This is a genomic window from Streptomyces sp. NPDC026377 (genome assembly GCF_055567715.1).
On the sequence record NZ_JBVHPV010000002.1, the window covers coordinates 61,604 to 80,533 of the forward strand.

Sequence of the window (18,930 nt, forward strand, 5' to 3'; positions counted from 1 at the left end):
GCTAACCGTCCTGTCTGTTTCCGGCTGCGCGATTGCACGGCCTGCATTCGAGCTGGACATCGGTGTTGTAGTTGTCCAGGACTTCTTCACGCGTGACGTTCGGAGGGAACTTGCGGTTGCTCCACGACTCCGGGAAGTGCCCGCCGTCCCACATGCGGGGTCCACCGTTCGGGTCGTACGGATCGTCGTAGACCACACCCTCGCAGCTCGGGCCACCGCGGGAGCAGACTCTACCCTGCGACCCGTGCGGCCCCGGTGCGACCTCGGCGTCGTCCCACATCTGCCGCACGGTGGGGGTACGGAACGAGGGCCGGCTGGTGACGTGCCCGGACTCGTTGGTCCCCCGCAGCATGCCGTCGGGGTGCACCTGACCGGGCTTGATGCGGTCCGGGTTGGCCGCGAACCGGCCTCCGTGGCGCCACTGGCCGTTCCCGTCGGGCGCCGGTCCGCCGGTCGGGCAGACGTCGTCGGCGTTGTGGACCAGGACCTGCGAGTCGCCCGCCGCCACGAAGTACGTGTGCAGGCCCTCAACGCTCAGGTCGTAGGTGATCCGCGCGGCCTTGTAGGACCGTACGTCGAGGATCGGGGTCCGTCCGCCGTCCGCGCCCTGAAGGACATGCTGCTTCTTCAGGTCGGCCGCCTGGGTCCAGGCGTTCGCCGTGGCGTCGTAGAACTGGTGGTGAGCGGTGGTCTGAATCGTCTTGGGACCGGACTTCGAACCCACGACGACGTCGACGTAGTCGCGGTCGGTCTTGGTGACGATGACCGCCTTGACCCGGTGTCTCTCCTTTTTGTCCTTGCCCGGCTCGGCGGTCAGTACGTAGTCACCGACCCGGATCTGCGAGATGGCCTTGGTGGCGGTGGTCGACACCAGCACCGGCGTGTTGCGGGTGAAACTGTGCGGGGTGCACCCCTTGCGGCCGTACTTGCTGAGCGCGGCGCCGAAGATACCGCCGAGCGCGGCACCGGTCACCGTCGCCTTGGCAGCGCCACTGGCACTACAGCCCTCCCGGCTGCTGGAGCAGGAGACGCCGTACGTGGCGGCGCTCTCCGCGGCACCACTGGCCGCGCCTGTCACCGCACCCCGGGTCACGGCGCTGACCGCCGTGCTCAGGGCCCGTCCGGCGACCGCACCCGCGCCCATACCGATCAGGCCGGTGGCCGCGCCGACCGCGGCGGCGCCGAGGAAACCGCTCAGCGTGTGCGGACCGTCACTCATCGCGTAGCCGAGTGAGTTGATCAGCGCACCCGCGCCGACCGCACAGGCCACCGCACCGACACCTGCCGTGGCCGCCGTACAGACGACGGCGGCCGCGATGCCCGCCACGATGGGGACGATGGTCGCCGCGTGCTGCTTCACATAGTTGGCCGTGGCTTTCGCTGCCTTCTTGACCGCTCTGCCGACTTTCTTGGCCGCCTTGACGACCTTGTGCGCGACGCTCTTGACCACCTTGGCCGCGTGCTTCACCGCGCGCTTGACGGTCCTGACCACCTTGTGGACGTAGTGCTTGACGCGTTTGTACGTCCGCTTGACGTATCTCTTGACCCTCTTGACGGCATCATGCACGTAGTGCACGGCCTTGCGGACCGCGTGCTTGACCCGCTTGACCGCCTTCTTGACCGCGTGCTTGATCTTCTTCGCGGCCTTCTTGACCACCTTGGCGACGTGCTTGACGGCCTTCTTGGTCTTGTGCCAGGCGGACTTGGCGGTGTGCTTGACCTTCTTCTTGAACTTCTTCCAGGCACCGCCGATGCTCCAGTGACCGGTGGGGTCGGTCATCGTCATCGGGTTGGCGTCGGCGTAGGCGAACTTGTTGGCGCCGATCGAGGCCGGCAGGCCGTCCACGTCCGCCGTGTCCCGGCTGTTGAACTGGCCGGTCTGCGGCGAGTACCAGCGAGCCGCCATGTTGACCTTGGCCGTCTCGGGGTCGGTCCAACCCGACTGGTAGCCGAGCTGTCCCAGCATGGTGGCGGTCTGGTTGACCTTGCCGAACGGCGAGTAGGTGGTCGACCCCGACAGCGCCTCGCCGCCCGCCGTGAACTGCGCGATCACATCGCTGTGGACATCAGTCATCGCCAGCACCGAACTGGTGCCCGACTTGATGCCGAGCAACCCGCCGTCGGCGTTGCGGCTGTAGACCGACGAGCCGTCGGAGGCCACGTCGTTGCCCAGGCCGCTGTACTGGAAGGTGAACATCGGGCCGGTGCCGGGGTCGCTGGCGGTGAGTACCCGGTCCAGACCGTCGTACGCGTACGTACGGTCGCCCTCGTTGATCACCCGATTGAACGCGTCCGCCTTGATGACGTTGACCTTGTTGCCGTCGTCGGTCATCGAACTCATCGTGCCGCGGGCGGTGTACGCGTACGCGTTGTGCCCGTCCGAGGTGAGCTGGTTGCGGGCGTCGTAGGTGTAGGTGTCGCCGCCCACGCGCGTCCGGTTCCCGGAGGCGTCGTAGCCGTAGTTTTCGGTAGTGCTCCCGTTGTTCCAGGACGTCAGGCGGTTGGCCCAGTCATAGGTGTAGGTGTTGGCGGACGCGCCCGCGACCCCGGTCGTCGTCTTCGACGTCTCGTTGCCGTTCTCGTCGTACCCATAGCTCACCGAGGCCAGCGTCTTGCCGGTCGGGGAGGTCAGGGTGTCCGACTTGAGCCGTTCCAGGGCGTCGTAACCGAAGGCGCGCTTGGCCTTGCCGGTGCCGTAGTCAATCGACTTGACGTTGCTGTTGACGTCGTAGCCGTAGGTCAGCGTCGAGCCGGTGGCGCCGTCGTTGACCGTGGACAGCCGTCCCGCGGTGTCATAGCCGTAGGTGGAGGTACCGGACGCGTCCGTGCGCGTGGTCATCCTGCCGTCGCCGTTGTAGGCGAAGGAGGAGGAACCCGACGCGCCGCTGGCCGACAGGAGCTGGCCCCGGTCGTCGTAGCTGAACGTGTCCTTGCCGGTGTCGGCGTCGGTACCGGTGACCGAGACGATCCGGTCGTCGGCGTCATAGCCGTAGGTGTGGTCGGCCGTGGCCGCCTCGGCACCGGTACCGGTCTGCCTGGTCAGTCGTCCCTTCGCGTCGTAGTCGTCGACGACCTTCACGCCACCGGGCGAACGCTCCTCCTTCACCCGCCCATTGGCGTCGTAGATCGTGGTGAAGGTGCGGTCGGCCGCGTTGGGATAAGCGGGCGTGGCCGGCTCGATCGTCGACTCCGGGCTGCCCCACGAGTTGTACGTCGTGAGGAAGGCGTTGTTGCGGCCGTCGGTGAACCGCGTCCTGTTGCCCGCCGCGTCGTACCCGAAGGTCGCGGTGATCGTCTCGGTCGCGGAAACAGGCTGCACAGCCTTGGTGATCATTCCGGTCGCGTCCACCGTGAAGTCGGTGGTGTGCCCGCGGAAGTCGGTCACAGAGGACTGCCGCCCCATCCGGTCGTACGTCGAGCGCGTGGTCCGCAGCACGTTGCCGGTCGCGTCCAGGTCGCTCATCGAGACCAGCTGGCCGAACCCGTCGTAGGTGTTCTTGGTGCTCGTCCCGTCCGGGTCCGTGGACGTGAGCATCTGCCCGTCCATGTCGTACGTGTACCGCGTGGTGTTACCGGCCCCGTCCGTACTGGACGTGATCTCTCCCAACGCGTTGTACCCGTAGGACTGGCTCACCCCGGCCGGGCTGAGCACCCGCGACAGCTGCTGCCCCGGCGCGTCGTAGTAGTTGATCGCCGTGTACGCCCGCTGGGTCGGCTGGCGCACGATGTCCGTGCTGGTGACCTCGCGGCCCAGGTAGTCGTAGGTCGACTCCTGGCGCGCCCCGTTCGGGCGCGTCGCCGAGAGCTGGTCGCCGTTCGTGTCGTACGTGTACTTCGTGGTGTCGCCGCCCGGCTCCTTCACCGAGGCCAGGTCGCCCAGCTGGGTGTAGGTGTACTCGGTGCGGTTGCCCAGCGGGTCGACCTCCGCGGAGACCTGGCCGAGGTGGTTGTACTCGTTCCAGGACACCGCCTTGATCGGCGCCGAGGCACCCGGCGGGGTGTAGTCGGGCAGCGTCGTGGACGCCTCCTGGCCCTCCCCGTCGTAGGCGGTCACCGTGACGTTGCCGAGCGGGTCCGAGGACTCCGTCTGCTCGCCGAAGGTGTTGTAGCCGGTGAGCGAGACCGGGCGGACCGACGACGGGGTGCCGCCGTTCTGCTCGGCGTTCACGGCCGGCTCGGTGACGCTGGTCTGCTGGCCCGACTCGTCGTAGCCGTAGTCGGTGACCGCGCCGTTGGCGTCCGTCATCGACACCGGCATGCCGCGCTGGTCCAGCTTCCAGCTCGTGGTGCGCACCGAGCTGCCGGCCGCCGGGAGGGTCTTGCCGTACACCGCGGAGACCTGCGTCGCCGTCAGCGCCTCGCCGTAGACCTGGATGTCCGCGAGGGAGCCCTTGTGGTACTCGCCCTGCGTGCCGGCCGACATGCGGCGGCCGATCTGGAGCGGTCCCGTGGCCTCCCACGACCCGCTGTACGGGGTCGTCGCCTTCAGCGCGCCGTTGACGTAGAGGCGGATCTCGCCCGCCGCCGCGTCGTAGACGCCCGTCAGATGCGTCCAGGTGTTGGCCGTCACCGCCGCCGTGCCGGAGGTGGCACGCGCCAGGGTCGGGCTCGCCACGTCACCGGAGCTGCGGTTGAAGGACCAGCCGTACGCCGTGGAGTAGTACAGCTGGAAGCCGTGGTCCGCGGTGCCGTCCTGGGAGACGAAGGTGTGGTTGGCGGTGGTGTCGGCCAGCTTCACCCAGGTGGAGACGGTGAAGCCGCCGTTGGTGTTCACGGCCGGGCCGGTGCCCTGGCCGTAGGCGTTCGCGGTGCCGTCGAAGACGGCGCTGCCGCCCTGCTCGGTGGAGCGGGTGACCCCGCTGCCGAGCGTCACCTTGTTGTTGCCGCCCGAGGAGTCGGCGGCGAGCGTGCCGCTGGTCTCGTTCAGCTTCCAGCGGCCCACCGGCGCGGTGGTGCCGTCGTGGACGGTGTTGCCGGTGACGTTGCCGAGCGCGTCGTAGCGCGTGTCGGTGGTGCTGGTGTCGCCGGTCGGGTCGTAGTCCGTCTCGGACACGACGTTGTCGTCCGGGTCGTAGGAGACCTTGCTGGTCCGCGCGAGCCCGCCCGGGTCCATCGTGGTCGACGTCGTGCGGTCGGCCGCGTCCACCGTGAACGAGGTGGTCGTGGCGCCGTCGTTGGTCACCTGCTTGATCAGGTTCCCGGCCGCGTCATAGGTGTTCGCCTGCTCGGTGAACGCCTTGTTGTTCTGCGGGTCCTTGCGCACCACCGTCGCCGAGAGACCGTCGTCGGTGTAGGTGTACTCGGTCACCCAGCCCATCGCGTCGGTGATCGACGCCAGGCGCCCGGCCGGGTCGTACGCCCGGGACTCCTGCACCAGCTTCGTCGGCGCCGACGGGCTGTTGGGGTCGCCGGTGTAGTTGAGCAGGCTGGTGGTGAGGGGACGGCCCTCGGCGTCGAAGGTGTACTCGTTGACGTTCCCGGCCGGGTCCGTCTCCTTGACCTTGTTGCCGTAGACGTCGTACTCGAACGACGTGGTGTCGCCGCCGGGGTCGGTCCGGGTCGCGACCCGGTTGTAGGCGTCGTAGGTCAGCGACGTGACGCGCGCGGTGTCACCGCCGCTCGCGTCCGCGACCGTCTGCGACTGGACGTTGCCGTCCGGGTCGTACACGGTCGTCGACTTCGCCTGGTGCACCGCGCCGGTGACCCGGTTGGTGACCTTGGGGCTGATCTCCGAGACGACCTGGTCGTCCTTGTCGTACGCCAGCGTGGTCGTCAGACCCGCCGGGTAGGAGTCGGAGACCTCCGTCTTGGTGATCTGGCGGCCCAGGTTGTCGTACGTGTACTTCACCGAGGCGCCATTGGCGTCGGTGACCTGCGCCAGGTCACCGTTCTTGAAGTACGTGTACGAGGTGGTGCGGCCACCGGGAGTGCGCACCGAGGCCACCAGGCCCGCGGGGGTGTAGTTGGTGCCGCCTTCGGCCGCCACCGTCGTCGCGGTGGTGTACGTGGTGGAGGCGGTGCGCCCGCTCGGCGAACCGGGGACCGGCGGGGTGGTCACCGAGGTGACGTTTCCGGCCGTGTCATAGGTGTAGCTGGTGAGGTAGGTGTTGTCGGTGGGCCCGGAGGAACGGCCGTCGCGCTCGGTGAGCATCAGGTCGTTGCGCGCGTCCATCGCCGGGAAGAGCGTGGTCGCGTCCGGGTAGTACGTGTAGTACTCCGTCGCGCACTGGTTGGCGGCCGTGTTCTGGCAGGTGGTCGTGGAGACCGTGTTGCCGCGCACGTCGTGGCCGGTCACCGAGCGGTTGCCGTTGGCGTCCGTCACCGTGTGCAGGAAGCCGGAGGTGTCGTAGCCGTAGGTGGTGCGCTGCCCCCGGGTGTCGATCGCCGCGAGCAGGCGGTTGCCGAGCTCCGCGTCGTAGACGTAGGTCAGCGTCTTGTCGGTCGGGTCGGTCAGCTTCACCGTGCGGACCGGGGCCACGCCCGACGACGACTTGGCGGCCGCGTAGTGCCGGTCGACCTCGTCCTCGCCCAGCGGCGCGTCGTAGAACGCGACCTCGGCGATCGAGCCGTCGAAGTGGCTGACGTCGGAGGGCGAGCTGAACCAGCCCTTGGTGAAGCCGCCGCCGATGAAGGTGCGGCCGGTCGCCTGGGCGCCGGGGGCGCCGGTGAAGTCGGCCTGCTTCGCCCCGTCCAGATACAGCGTCTGGGTGGTACCGGAGGCCGAGAGGACCGCGTGGTGCCAGGCGTTGTCGGTCACCGTGGACTTCGAGCCGAAGTCCTGCGCGCCGTCGGAGCCCGAGCTCCACCAGTGGCCGCGCAGCTTGCCGTCGGCGCCGACGTAGAGCAGCGGCGAGTACGCGCCGCCCACGCCCGCCGGGTCGTTGGGCACCCGCGCCTGGTCGGCCGCGATCACGCCGGGCTTGGCGGTGCGGAACCACAGCTCGATCGCCCGGTTCCCGGAGCGGTGCAGCGGGGCGTAGGGCAGCTCGGCGAACGAGGTGGAGCCGTCGAAGTCCACCGCGGTGGCGTCGTCGGGCCCGAACGGACCCTCCGCACCCTGGGTGACCGTGTTGTACGTGCCGAGGCCGGTGTGCACCTCGTTGGCGGCCTGGGCCGCGCCCTGGACGTCACCGAGACGCCAGTACCCGGAGGGGGCGGAGCCCATCACCGAGGAGCGGTAGACCTGCGAGGAGCCGGTGACGGTGGCGGGGTTGAGCTTCCAGGTGCCGCCGTCGCCGTCGACGGCCTGGGTGACCGTGTCGTCGGCGGTGGAGTAGGTGACGGCGCTCTGGACCTTGCCGTTCGGCGTGGTGATCTTGTTCAGCAGTCCGGCCGGACGGGTCGCCGCCTGGTACTGCGCGGTGATGACGTCCTGGCTCAGCGGCTCGGAGTAGATCGCCGCCTCGGCGAGCTGGCCGCTGAAGTGGCCGAGCGGGTCGGCCGCGTTCATGTTCGGCCAGCCGTCGGTGTTCACCCCGGCGCCGAGGGTGAGGTAGGGCTGGGCCCAGTCGTTGATGGTGCCGGACTTGGTGCCCTGGGCGACGCCGTCGAGGTAGAGCGACATGGTGGTGGCGGCGCCGGTGAGGACGGCCTGGTGCCACTTGTTGTCGTTGACGGCGGCGGCGGAGACGATCGTGGTGTTGCAGCCGGGCGACGAGGCGAAGCAGCCGTGCAGCTTGCCGTCGGTGCCGACGTAGACCGCCGGGGTGTTGTGGGTGGTGTTGCCCACCGGGTCGGGGTCGCTCAGCGGCTTGTCGCCGTAGTAGAAGAGGACACCGCCCGCCTGGGAGGTCTTGAACCAGAGCGAGACCGTCGCGTACGAGGGGGTCGCGCCCGGGGCGCTGGGTATCTCCACATAGCTGCTGGTGCCGTTGAACGACGCCGTCGGCTGGGTGGACCCGGCGAGCACGGCCGTGCCGCCGGTGGTCACGTTGTGGTAGATGCCGTTGTACTTGCCCTGGTTGAGGTCGACGGCGTCCTTGGCGACCGGGTCGCCGGCCGCCTCACCGAGCCGCCAGTACGCGAACGGGTCCTCGTCCAGGACCGTGGTGCGGTAGTGGTTGCCGGTGGCGTAGCCGTAGGTGATGCACTTGGACCAGTCGGCGGGCGGGCACACCGAGGTGAGCTTGTCACCGGTGTAGCCGTACTTCCACGTCTGGGCGGTGCCGGCGTCGCTCGGGACGGACGGGTCGGTGGCGACCGTGGCGACGTGCGCGGCGGTGGCCCCGGCCGGGGTCTGCCAGGCGAGGGTCAGCGAACGGTTGGACGTGGTGTTCGTGATCTTCGTCAGCTGGTTGTTGGTGTAGAAGAACGTTTCACCACGGTTCGCGAAGTCCGTGATCGTCTTGATCGCGTACACCCCCGCCCGGGCCGTGGCCTGGGTGAAGCTGTAGGTGGTGAAGTCCTTGTCGACCAGGGTGTAGCCGCCGGTGACCGCCTGGAAACGGGCGTAGCGGCCCAGCGGCGGCACGAAGGTGCCGTCGCTGTTGCGGCCGAAGGCGACCTGCTCGCCGCCGGGGTAGGTGATGACCACGCTGGTGACCGTGCCGGAGCCGTCCTTGACCTCGGCGGCCTTCATGTCCGCGATCGTCGACCAGCCCGCGCCGAAGGCGCTGTCCTGACGCGGGTCGAGGCTGTTGTAGGAGCGCTCGATGGAGAGTGAGGGCCCGGTGACCTCGACGTCCGCGTCGGTGTCGTCGGTGGTGTAGTTGCCGTCGCTGGGGTCGAACTCGTGGCCGTCGGTGTTCTGGGTGAGGCCCGAGGTGACCGGCGGCTGCGGCACCGCGGTGGTGAACCGGCTGTCGTAGGTGACCGCGTTGGTGCCGTCGCTGACCGTGGCGAACCAGAGGTAGTTCTTGCTCCACTTCAGCTTGCCGGCCGGGATCGCCCAGGCGCCCTTGGCCAAGGTGCCGGAGCTGACCACCGGGGTCTGGCTGGTGGAGTCCGCGTCGAAGACGTCGAAGGAGTACGACAGCGGGTTCGGGCCCTTGTCGGCGTCGGTCGCGTAGACCGTCAGCTCCGGGCGGAGCGTGTTGGCCTGGTAGTTGGCCGGCGGGTACTGGGAGTTGACCTGTGGGGCCACATTGGCGGTGTAGGTCAGGTCCAGCGCCGGGCGGAAGCCGGCGGTGGTGGAGTTGTCCGAGTGGAACTTCTTCCAGTGCAGCCCGTCACTGGTGATCGCGGTCATGGCGAGGCCGTAGTTGGCGCCGCCGCCCGCGATGTCGTTGAACCAGGTGGTGTTGAGCGGGACGGGCATCTTCACGCCGACGCTCGTGGAGCTGGAGGAGTTGGAGCAGGACGCGCCGGGCGCCGGCGTCGCCGAGCCGATGGCCGCGCCGTAGGTCGGGCCGGGGTAGCTGGTGACCGTGGAGGGCGTCCAGGCCTTGGTGACCGGGTGGACGTTGAACGGCTCGGCGGTGCAGGTCGCCGACCAGATCGCGTACACGTTGAGGGTCGCCGCGGTGACCTTCTGGCCCGCCAGCGTGGTGCCGAGCGAGGAGAACTGCAGGAACGAGTTGGCCTTGTTGGTGCCCGAGTCGTAGGACCCCACCTTGATCATGTTCTCGGTGGAGTGGTCCCCGGAGATCGTGTTCTGGGTGTAGGTCGAGTTGCTGGCCGCCACCGTCGGGTCGACGGTGACCGGGAAGACGCGCTTGGGGTCGTCCAGCCACGCGCGGTCGGCGGTCATCCGCAGCGCGGGGGCGCCGTCCAGGGTGGTGAGCTCATAGCTGACCGCTCGCGACTGGGCGGCGTCGCCCGAGCGCGGGTCGATCTTCGAGTCCTCCATGAAGGCGTGCGGCACGGTCGCCGTCACCTTGCCGTCGGCGTCGGTGAACACCACGTCGCCGTTCTCGGCGAGCCTGGGGTTGAGCCCCTTGACCTTGAGCGGGAAGACCCAGGTGTTGGGCGCCGCCTTGGAGCGCAGGACGATCCGCTCCTTGAAGCCTTCGGTCAGCGGGGACAGCTTCAGGTCGGTGTCCTTGAGGACGTCCTTGTACGTGGCGGTGGAGTCGCCGTCGACCACCGGCTCGCTCCTGGCGGCGCCGTGCAGTCCGTACGCCAGCGCGCGCCCGGAGCCGAAGTCGACCGAGGCGAGGTCGGGGGTGACGGCGTCGGGCGCGAAGGTGACGGCGAGCGAGTTGGCGTTCTCCGCAAGCCGCCCGTTCTTCTCCTCGCGCAGCGTGGTGTCGATCTTCTTCCAGGCGCCGTCGGCGGCCTTGAAGTTGGAGCGCCCGGCGTAGTGGCGCACCGTCGTGGAGCCGTCGGCGTTGGTGAAGAAGTCCGAGGTCGCCGTCGACTTCCTGGCGTCGCGCTTGCTGGTGCGCGCGTCGAAGCTCTTGGCGCCCCCGACCGCCTTGCCGGTCTTCGTCAGCTCGGGTCTGTCCTCGGGCCGCCGGTACTCGGCGAGCTCGCCCTTGCCCTTGCCGGGCTTGTGGCCGTTGCCGCCCTTGGCGCGGGTCTGCTTGGCGGCGGCGGTGTGGCTCTTGCCCCTGGCCGTACCGCTCTGCTGGTCCGGGGTGTCGAGCGGGGACTTGTTCGCCCACTCCCACAGACCCGACAGGGACCATTTGGGCATCGACAGCCGGGGCAGGGTGGCCCCGGTCGCCTCCGCCGTCTCCGTGGTGAGCATGAAGGAGAAAGCCAGCAGGACCAGAAGGGCGATCCTTCTGGTCCTGCGGCGCCCGGTACCACCGGGTGGGAACAACAGACGGGACGTTCGAGCCCATCGAGCGCGCATTGAGGCAGCCTTTACTTACACGAGGCTTACAGAAGACAAAGCCTCGTGATCGTGCCTCACGCGTTTTCAGGGGTTGCTTCCACCCCCTGATCTTTTAGCTGTTCTTTGCCATGCTCCGGCGGGTCGGACCGTCAAATTCCGGGCTAACCGGGTGTATTAACGCCCCGCTCGACGGCCCGGGCCACCTCGGCCTTCACTCCGTCACCCGGCTTCACGACCGTCACATTGGCCGCCGCAGCCTGACCGCCGACCACCACGAACCGCACCTTGGGCTGGGTCTTGGCCGCCGCCTCGGCCGCCGCCACCGGGGCCTTGCCGACCGCCACGATCACGTCGCAGGAGCGCTGGAGGAGGCTGTTGACGAACGGGGTGGCGTTGGCCTGCGTCTGCTCGCCCGTCACCGGGACGAAGTTGACCCGGGCGCGCGTGGCCTTCGAGGCGTCCTGCATCCCGGCCCAGGCCGGCGCGCCCTCGGTGCCCTCGGTGACGCCCTTGTCCCCGGTGAGCAGACAGGCGTCGACGTTCTTGTACTGCCGCGCCCGCGGATCCGGCGGGCCCGGCTTGTCGTCCTTGTCCAGCACGGCGTACAGGACCGCGCCGAGGACGACGGCCGCCACCACGCCCGCGGCGATCCACACCCGGCGCCGGTGCGCCCGGGCCAGGGCGGTCAGACGCGCGAACCGCAGCCGGTAGCGCGCGTATCTGCTCTGCTTGTCCTGCTCCTGGCGGGCGGCCTTCGCCGCCTGCGCCTGACGTACCTGCTTGACCTGCTTCACTGCTGTTCACCTTGCGATCGCGGTCCGATGTGCCCCTCTGCCTGCCGGGCCGCCGGCCACGCCCGCCAGGCGTGCACGGCCGCCCCGGCCGTGGACAGCCCGATGAGCAGCACGTCGGCCGCGAACCGCGTGCCATGCGTGGTGTCCGGGGTGGTCGCCAGCTGGAGCACCCAGGACACCCACACCGCGCAGAAGACCGCGAAGGCCACCCAGTCCGCGCCCCGGTGCCGCCGCAGGGCGATCACCAGCGACGGCACCGGGCAGAGCAGCCCCAGCGTGGCGAAGGGGAGCAGCGCGAGGCCCGCTCGCGCCGCCCAGGTCCCATACGGGCGTAGAGGACGAGGCGCGGCGTTCTCGGCAGGGTTCACAATCGGACCTCGCAGTTCCGTACGGGGTGCATGGCAGCGGCCGACGTACGGTACAACCCCTTCGCGCTCAGCGCATCAGCACCCCCGCCCCCTCCCCCGTCGCCTCGGTCGGCAGCGCGACCAGCGCGAGATCGGCGTTGTCGGGGATGAGGCGGTGGGCCGGCAGGACGCGGACCGTGTAGCCGTACGGGCCGGTGCGGTCCAGGGCGAGCGGGCCCTCGTACACCCAGCGCCCCTCCAGGTCCGGGCCGCCCGCGGGCTTCAGCGCGACCGTACGGGCCTCCGCGAGCGTGTCCGCCGCGTCCACCCGCCCCGCGACCGCCTGCACCTCCACGTCGTCCGGCAGAAGCCCGCCGAGGCCGACGCGCACCCGCAGGGCGAGCGTGGAGCCGAGCTCCGCGTGTCCGTTCACGGCCGTCGCGGAGACCGCCTCCACATGGTCGACGGCCACCTGCGGCCAGGCCGCCCGCACCCGGGCCTTCCACTGGGCCAGCTCCCGGGCGGTGTCCGGCGCCAGCTCGCGGTGGGCCCGGGCGGCCGGCGCGTACAGCCGGTCCACGTACTCGCGCACCATCCGCCCGGCCAGCACCTTGGGGCCGAGGGAGGAGAGGGTCTCGCGGACCATCTCGATCCAGCGGCCGGGCAGCCCGTCCGCGCCCCGGTCGTAGAAGCGCGGCGCCACCCGGTCCTCGATCAGGTCGTACAGGGCGGTCGCCTCCAGCTCGTCCCTGCGGTCCTCGTCGGTGGCCGAGCCGTCGGCGGTGGGGATGGCCCAGCCGAAGTCCGGCGCGAACCACTCGTCCCACCAGCCGTCCAGGACCGAGAGGTTCAGGCAGCCGTTGAGCGCCGCCTTCATCCCGCTGGTGCCGCACGCCTCCAGGGGCCGCAGCGGGTTGTTGAGCCACACGTCGCAGCCGGGGTAGAGCTTCTTGGCCATCGCCATCCCGTAGTCGGGCAGGAAGACGATGCGGTGGCGCACCCGGGGGTCGTCGGCGAACCGGACCAGCTCCTGGACCAGCCGCTTGCCGCTGTCGTCGGCCGGGTGCGCCTTGCCGGCCACCACGATCTGCACCGGGCGGGTCGGGTGGAGCAGCAGCTCCATCAGCCGGTCCCGGTCGCGCAGCATCAGGGTCAGCCGCTTGTAGGAGGGGACCCGGCGGGCGAAGCCGATGGTCAGGACGTCGGGGTCGAGCACCCCGTCCACCCAGCCGAGCTCCGCCGTCCCGGCCCCGCGGGTGCGCCAGGACGCGTACAGCCGCTCGCGGACCTCCACGACCAGTTGCTCGCGCAGCTCGCGCCTGAGCTCCCAGATCTCGGCGGCGGGGATGTCGGCGACCGCGTCCCAGCGCGGCGAGCCGCCCACGGTCAGCGCGTCCTCGGCGCGCCCGGCGCCGATCTGCCGGGCGCCGAGCCGGTAGACCTCGGGCGCCACCCAGGTCGGCGCGTGCACCCCGTTGGTGACGGAGGTGATCGGCACCTCCGAGGGGTCGAAGCCGGGCCACAGGCCCGCGAACATCTCCCGGCTGACCTCCCCGTGCAGGGTGGAGACGCCGTTGGCGCGCTGGGCCAGGCGCAGCCCCATCACGGCCATGTTGAAGAGGTTGGGCTCGCCGCCCGGGTAGGTCTCCATGCCGAGCTGGAGGATCCGGGAGACGTCGACGCCCGGCAGTTCGCCGTCGTCGCCGAGGTGGTGGGCGACCAGCTCGCGGTCGAAGCGGTCGATGCCCGCGGGGACCGGGGTGTGGGTGGTGAAGACGGTCCCGGCGCGCACCGACTCCAGGGCCGCGTCGAACTCCAGTCCCTCCCCGGCGAGTTCGCGGATGCGCTCCAGGCCGAGGAAGCCCGCGTGGCCCTCGTTGGTGTGGAAGACCTCGGGCGCGGGGTGCCCGGTGATCCGGCAGTACGCGCGCACCGCCCGCACCCCGCCGATGCCGAGCAGCATCTCCTGGAGGAGCCGGTGCTCGCTGCCGCCCCCGTACAGCCGGTCGGTGACGTCGCGTTCGCCGGGGCCGTTCTCCTCCACGTCGGAGTCGAGCATCAGCAGCGGGACCCGGCCGACCTGGGCGACCCAGACCACCGCGTGCAGGGCGCGCCCGCCGGGCAGCCGCAGCACGGCCTTGGCGGGTTCGCCGCCGGGCTCGCGCAGCAGCGTGAGGGGCAGTTCGTTGGGGTCGAGGACGGGATAGTGCTCCTGCTGCCAGCCGTCGCGCGAGAGGGACTGGCGGAAGTAGCCGTGCCGGTAGAGGAGGCCGACCCCGATCAGCGGTACGCCGAGGTCGCTCGCGCTCTTCAGATGGTCGCCGGCGAGGATGCCGAGCCCGCCCGAGTACTGCGGCAGGGCGGCGGTGATCCCGAACTCCGGCGAGAAGTATCCGACCGCTTGCGGCAGCCCTTCGGGCTGCTCCTGGTACCAGCGCCGGCCGCCGAGGTAGTCGGCGAGGTCGTCGGCGCAGGCGGTCAGGGAACGGACGAAGCGGCGGTCCTCGGCCAGCGCGGCGAGCCGGGCGGCGGAGACCGACCCCAGCAGGCGGACGGGGTCCTCTCCGGCCGCCCGCCATCCCTCGGGGTCGACGGACCGGAACAGTTCTCTGGTCTCCAGATGCCAGGACCAGCGCAGATTGCGGGCCAGCTCGCTCAGGGGCCGCAAGGGCTCGGGGAGGACGGGGCGGACGGTGAACCGACGGATTGCCTTCACGTGTTCCACCTTCGCAGGGGAGGTACGTAACAGGAGGGACGTACAGCTCTGTTCGACCCTCCTTCACCCCCGACGGTAGTGGGAGGGCGCCTCGCACTACCACGGCGCACGGAGGCGACCGCCCCCCTCGGCGCGCTCCCAGGGGGCTCTCCAGGGGGCGGCCGTCCCACGCGGCACGGGGGTGCGGGCCCCGCGCGCCGGGTGTGGACACCCCTTCGGCGTGGAACACGGAACCCATGGCGTACCGGACCGGTTCGGGCACGTCGATGGCCGCCCCGTACGGGCCGCCACCGCGGGGCTCCCCCGCGCCGGGCCGGGTCAGCCCGGCCGGCCGCGGCGGGCGGACGGCCATCGGCGCGCCAACTGAACTTGTGGGTAGGCAAATTCTGGCGCGGTCCCGCCGAAAGACGGGGCCGTTTCCTTGTCCGGAGCGTTACGCCCAGGTAGTTACGAACCACCGGAATGCGCACTCGCCCCGCGTGGAAGGCTCCACCGGTAGGACGCCGTCCGTGCAACCGCTGACCGCCACCCGAGTGAACGCGGACAGGAGCGGCCATGCCCGCAGCCCGTCAAACGCCGACGGAGCAGTTACAAAGAGCAGACCCCGCCACGCCCCGTACCCACCAGCCACCAGGTGAGCCCGTGAATCTGCCCATCGGCCGTATCCCCGTCCTGGACGTCCGCCCCGCCGTCGACTGCGGCAGAAGGCCGGCGAAGGCGGTGGCGGGAGAGACCTTCATGGTCACCGCCACCGTCTTCCGAGAAGGCCACGACGCGGTCGCCGCCAATGTGGTCCTGCGCGACCCCCGCGGGCGCTCCGGCCCCTGGACGCCGATGCGTGAACTCGAACCCGGCACCGACCGCTGGGGAGCCGAGGTCACTCCGACGGCCGAAGGGCACTGGTCGTATACGGTCGAGGCGTGGAGCGACCCGGTGGCCACCTGGCGCCGGCACGCCTCGATCAAGATCCCCGCGGGCCTGGACACCGAGCTGGTCCTGGCGGAGGGCGCCGCGCTGTACGAGCGGGCGGCGCGCGGGGTGCCGAAGACCAAGGGGCGCGAGGCGGTCCTTGCCGCCCTGGACGCGCTGCGCGACGAGGGCCGTCCGGCCCCCGACCGGCTCGCCGCGGCCCTGACCCCCGAGGCGGACGCCGCCCTGGCCCGCTATCCGCTGCGCGAACTGGTCAGCGCCAGCGCGCCGTTGCCGCTCCTTGTCGAGCGCGAGCGGGCACTGTACGGGTCGTGGTACGAGCTGTTCCCGCGCTCCGAGGGCGCGGTCGTCGAGGCCGGGAAGCCCCCGGTGAGCGGCACCTTCCGGACCGCCGCCGAGCGGCTGCCCGCCGTCGCCGCGATGGGCTTCGACGTGGTCTATCTGCCACCCGTGCACCCCATCGGCACCACCTTCCGCAAGGGCCCCAACAACAGCCTCACGGCCGCGCCCGGTGACGTGGGCGTGCCCTGGGCCATCGGGTCGCCGGACGGCGGCCACGACGCCGTCCACCCTGACCTCGGCACCCTCGACGACTTCGACCACTTCGTGCGCACGGCGCGCGACCTGCGGATGGAGGTCGCCCTCGACTTCGCGCTCCAGTGCTCACCGGACCACCCCTGGGTGGACAAGCACCCCGAGTGGTTCCACCACCGGGCCGACGGCACCATCGCGTACGCCGAGAACCCTCCCAAGAAGTACCAGGACATCTATCCCATCGCCTTCGACCGGGACATGCCGGGCCTGGTCGCCGAGACCGTGCGGATCCTGCGGTTCTGGATGGACCACGGGGTGCGGATCTTCCGCGTCGACAACCCGCACACCAAGCCGGTGGTCTTCTGGGAACAGGTGCTGGCGGAGGTCAACGGCAGCGACCCGGACGTGGTCTTCCTGGCCGAGGCGTTCACCCGGCCCGCGATGATGCACACGCTGGCCCGTATCGGCTTCCAGCAGTCCTACACGTACTTCACCTGGCGCAACACCAAGCAGGAGCTGACCGAGTACCTGACGGAGCTGACCGGTGAGGCCGCCTCGTACATGCGGCCCAACTTCTTCGTGAACACCCCCGACATCCTGCACGCCTACCTCCAGCACGGCGGGCGCCCCGCCTTCGAGGTGCGCGCGGTGCTCGCCGCGACGCTCTCGCCCAGCTGGGGGGTGTACGCGGGCTACGAGCTGTGCGAGAACACCGCGCTGCACGACGGCAGCGAGGAGTACCTGAACTCGGAGAAGTACGAGCTGCGGCCGCGCGACTGGGAGGCGGCCGAGCGCGAGGGCCGCTCGCTGGCCCCGCTGCTGACCACGCTCAACCGGATCCGCAGGCGCCATCCCGCGCTGCGGCAGCTGCGCGGCCTGCGCTTCCACCACACCGACAACGACGCGGTGCTCGCGTACAGCAAGCGCTCGGGGTCGAACACCGTTCTGGTGGTCGCCAACCTCGACCCCCACCACACCCAGGAGGCCACGGTCTCGTTGGACATGCCGGAGCTCGGCCTCGCATGGCACGAGCCCGTCCCGGTGCGCGACGAGCTCACCGGTGAGACCTACCACTGGGGCAGGGCCAACTACGTGCGTCTGGAGCCGGGCCGTGTTCCCGCGCACATCCTGGTCCTGCGACCGTCCCCGCCGATCGGAGGGTCACCCACACCATGATCGTCAACGAGCCCGTCCACGACACCTTCGAGGACACTCCCGCCAAGGACCGCGATCCCGAGTGGTTCAAGCGGGCCGTCTTCTACGAGGTGCTCGTGCGGTCCTTCCAGGACAGCAACGGCGACGGCGTAGGGGATCTGAAGGGCATCACCGCCAAGCTCGACTACCTGCAGTGGCTGGGGGTCGACTGCCTCTGGCTGCCGCCCTTCTTCAAGTCGCCGCTGCGGGACGGCGGTTACGACGTCTCGGACTACACCGCGGTGCTCCCCGAGTTCGGCGACCTCGCCGACTTCGTGGAGTTCGTGGACGCCGCCCACCAGCGCGGCATGCGCGTGATCATCGACTTCGTGATGAACCACACCAGCGACCAGCACCCGTGGTTCCAGGAGTCGCGGAAAGACCCCGCGGGCCCGTACGGCGACTACTACGTCTGGGCCGACAACGACAAGCAGTACCAGGACGCCCGGATCATCTTCGTCGACACCGAGACCTCCAACTGGACCTTCGACCCCGTCCGCAAGCAGTACTACTGGCACCGCTTCTTCTCCCACCAGCCCGACCTCAACTACGAGAACCCGGCCGTCCAGGACGAGATCCTGGCCGCGCTGCGGTTCTGGCTGGACCTGGGCATCGACGGCTTCCGCCTCGACGCCGTCCCCTACCTCTACCAGGAGGAGGGCACCAACTGCGAGAACCTGCCCGCCACCCACCAGTTCCTCAAGCGGGTGCGCGCGGAGATCGACGCGAGCTACCCCGACACCGTGCTGCTGGCCGAGGCCAACCAGTGGCCCGAGGACGTCGTCGACTACTTCGGCGACTACGCGGCGGGCGGCGACGAGTGCCACATGGCGTTCCACTTCCCCGTGATGCCGCGCATCTTCATGGCCGTGCGCCGCGAGAGCCGCTACCCGGTCTCCGAGGTGCTCGCCAAGACCCCGGCCATCCCCAAGACCTGCCAGTGGGGCATCTTCCTGCGCAACCACGACGAGCTGACCCTCGAAATGGTGACGGACGAAGAGCGCGACTACATGTACGCGGAGTACGCCAAGGACCCCCGGATGCGCGCCAACATCGGCATCCGGCGCCGGCTCGCGTCCCTGCTGGACAACGACCGCAACCAGATCGAGCTGTTCACGGCCCTGCTGCTCTCCCTGCCCGGCTCACCCATCCTCTACTACGGGGACGAGATCGGCATGGGCGACAACATCTGGCTGGGCGACCGGGACGCGGTACGCACCCCCATGCAGTGGACGCCCGACCGCAACGCGGGCTTCTCCTCCTGCGACCCGGGCCGCCTCTTCCTCCCGACGATCATGGACCCCGTCTACGGCTACCAGGTCACCAATGTCGAGGCGGCGATGGCCTCGCCCTCGTCGCTGCTGCACTGGACCCGCCGGATGATCGAGATCCGCAAGCAGAACCCCGCTTTCGGCCTCGGTTCGTACACCGAACTGCCCTCCTCCAATCCGGCGGTCCTGGCGTTCCTGCGGGAGCACAACGACGACCTGGTGCTGTGCGTGAACAACTTCTCGCGGTTCGCCCAGCCCACCGAACTCGATCTGCGGGCCTTCGCCGGGTGCCATCCGGTGGAGCTGATCGGCGGGGTGCGCTTCCCGGCCATCGGCCAGTGGCCCTATCTGCTCACCCTCGCGGGGCACGGCTTCTACTGGTTCCGGCTGCGCAAGGACAGCGTCGTGATCGGCTGAGCCCGCC

At 70.0% G+C, this 18,930-nt stretch carries 6 protein-coding genes; 2 read left to right on the forward strand and 4 right to left on the reverse strand.

Annotated features, from left to right (window positions below; translation table 11 throughout):
• Nucleotide 1: 1 nt before the first annotated feature.
• The 4 genes from ACZ4MU_RS04420 to glgP all read right to left on the reverse strand — a co-directional run bounded on the left by ACZ4MU_RS04420 (nucleotide 2) and on the right by glgP (nucleotide 14,577).
• Entirely contained in the window at nucleotides 2–10,630 is a 10,629-nt protein-coding gene (locus ACZ4MU_RS04420; RefSeq protein WP_467870810.1) for a LamG-like jellyroll fold domain-containing protein, read from the reverse strand.
• A 251-nt stretch (nucleotides 10,631–10,881) separates the two neighbouring features.
• Nucleotides 10,882–11,514, reverse strand: a complete 633-nt coding sequence (locus ACZ4MU_RS04425; RefSeq protein WP_467870813.1) for a type 1 periplasmic-binding domain-containing protein — start codon at nucleotides 11,512–11,514, stop codon at nucleotides 10,882–10,884.
• Nucleotides 11,511–11,882, reverse strand: a complete 372-nt coding sequence (locus ACZ4MU_RS04430; RefSeq protein ID WP_467870815.1) for a hypothetical protein — start codon at nucleotides 11,880–11,882, stop codon at nucleotides 11,511–11,513. The genes ACZ4MU_RS04425 and ACZ4MU_RS04430 overlap by 4 nt, the downstream gene beginning before the upstream one ends.
• Before the next feature lie 67 nt (nucleotides 11,883–11,949).
• Nucleotides 11,950–14,577, reverse strand: coding sequence for an alpha-glucan family phosphorylase (glgP, locus tag ACZ4MU_RS04435; RefSeq protein WP_467870817.1), 2,628 nt, complete (start codon nucleotides 14,575–14,577; stop codon nucleotides 11,950–11,952).
• A 642-nt stretch (nucleotides 14,578–15,219) separates the two neighbouring features.
• On the opposite strand from glgP, the gene ACZ4MU_RS04440 reads away from it, so the two are divergent.
• Together ACZ4MU_RS04440 and treS are read left to right on the forward strand one after the other, a co-directional pair.
• A complete protein-coding gene (locus ACZ4MU_RS04440; RefSeq protein ID WP_467870820.1) occupies nucleotides 15,220–17,217 on the forward strand; it encodes an alpha-1,4-glucan--maltose-1-phosphate maltosyltransferase in 1,998 nt (665 codons plus the stop codon).
• Nucleotides 17,214–18,923 carry a maltose alpha-D-glucosyltransferase gene (gene treS / locus ACZ4MU_RS04445; protein WP_467870822.1) on the forward strand — a complete coding sequence of 570 codons (1,710 nt, stop codon included), beginning with the start codon at nucleotides 17,214–17,216 and terminating at the stop codon, nucleotides 18,921–18,923. Before ACZ4MU_RS04440 ends, treS begins: the two co-directional genes overlap by 4 nt.
• Nucleotides 18,924–18,930 lie beyond the last annotated feature (7 nt).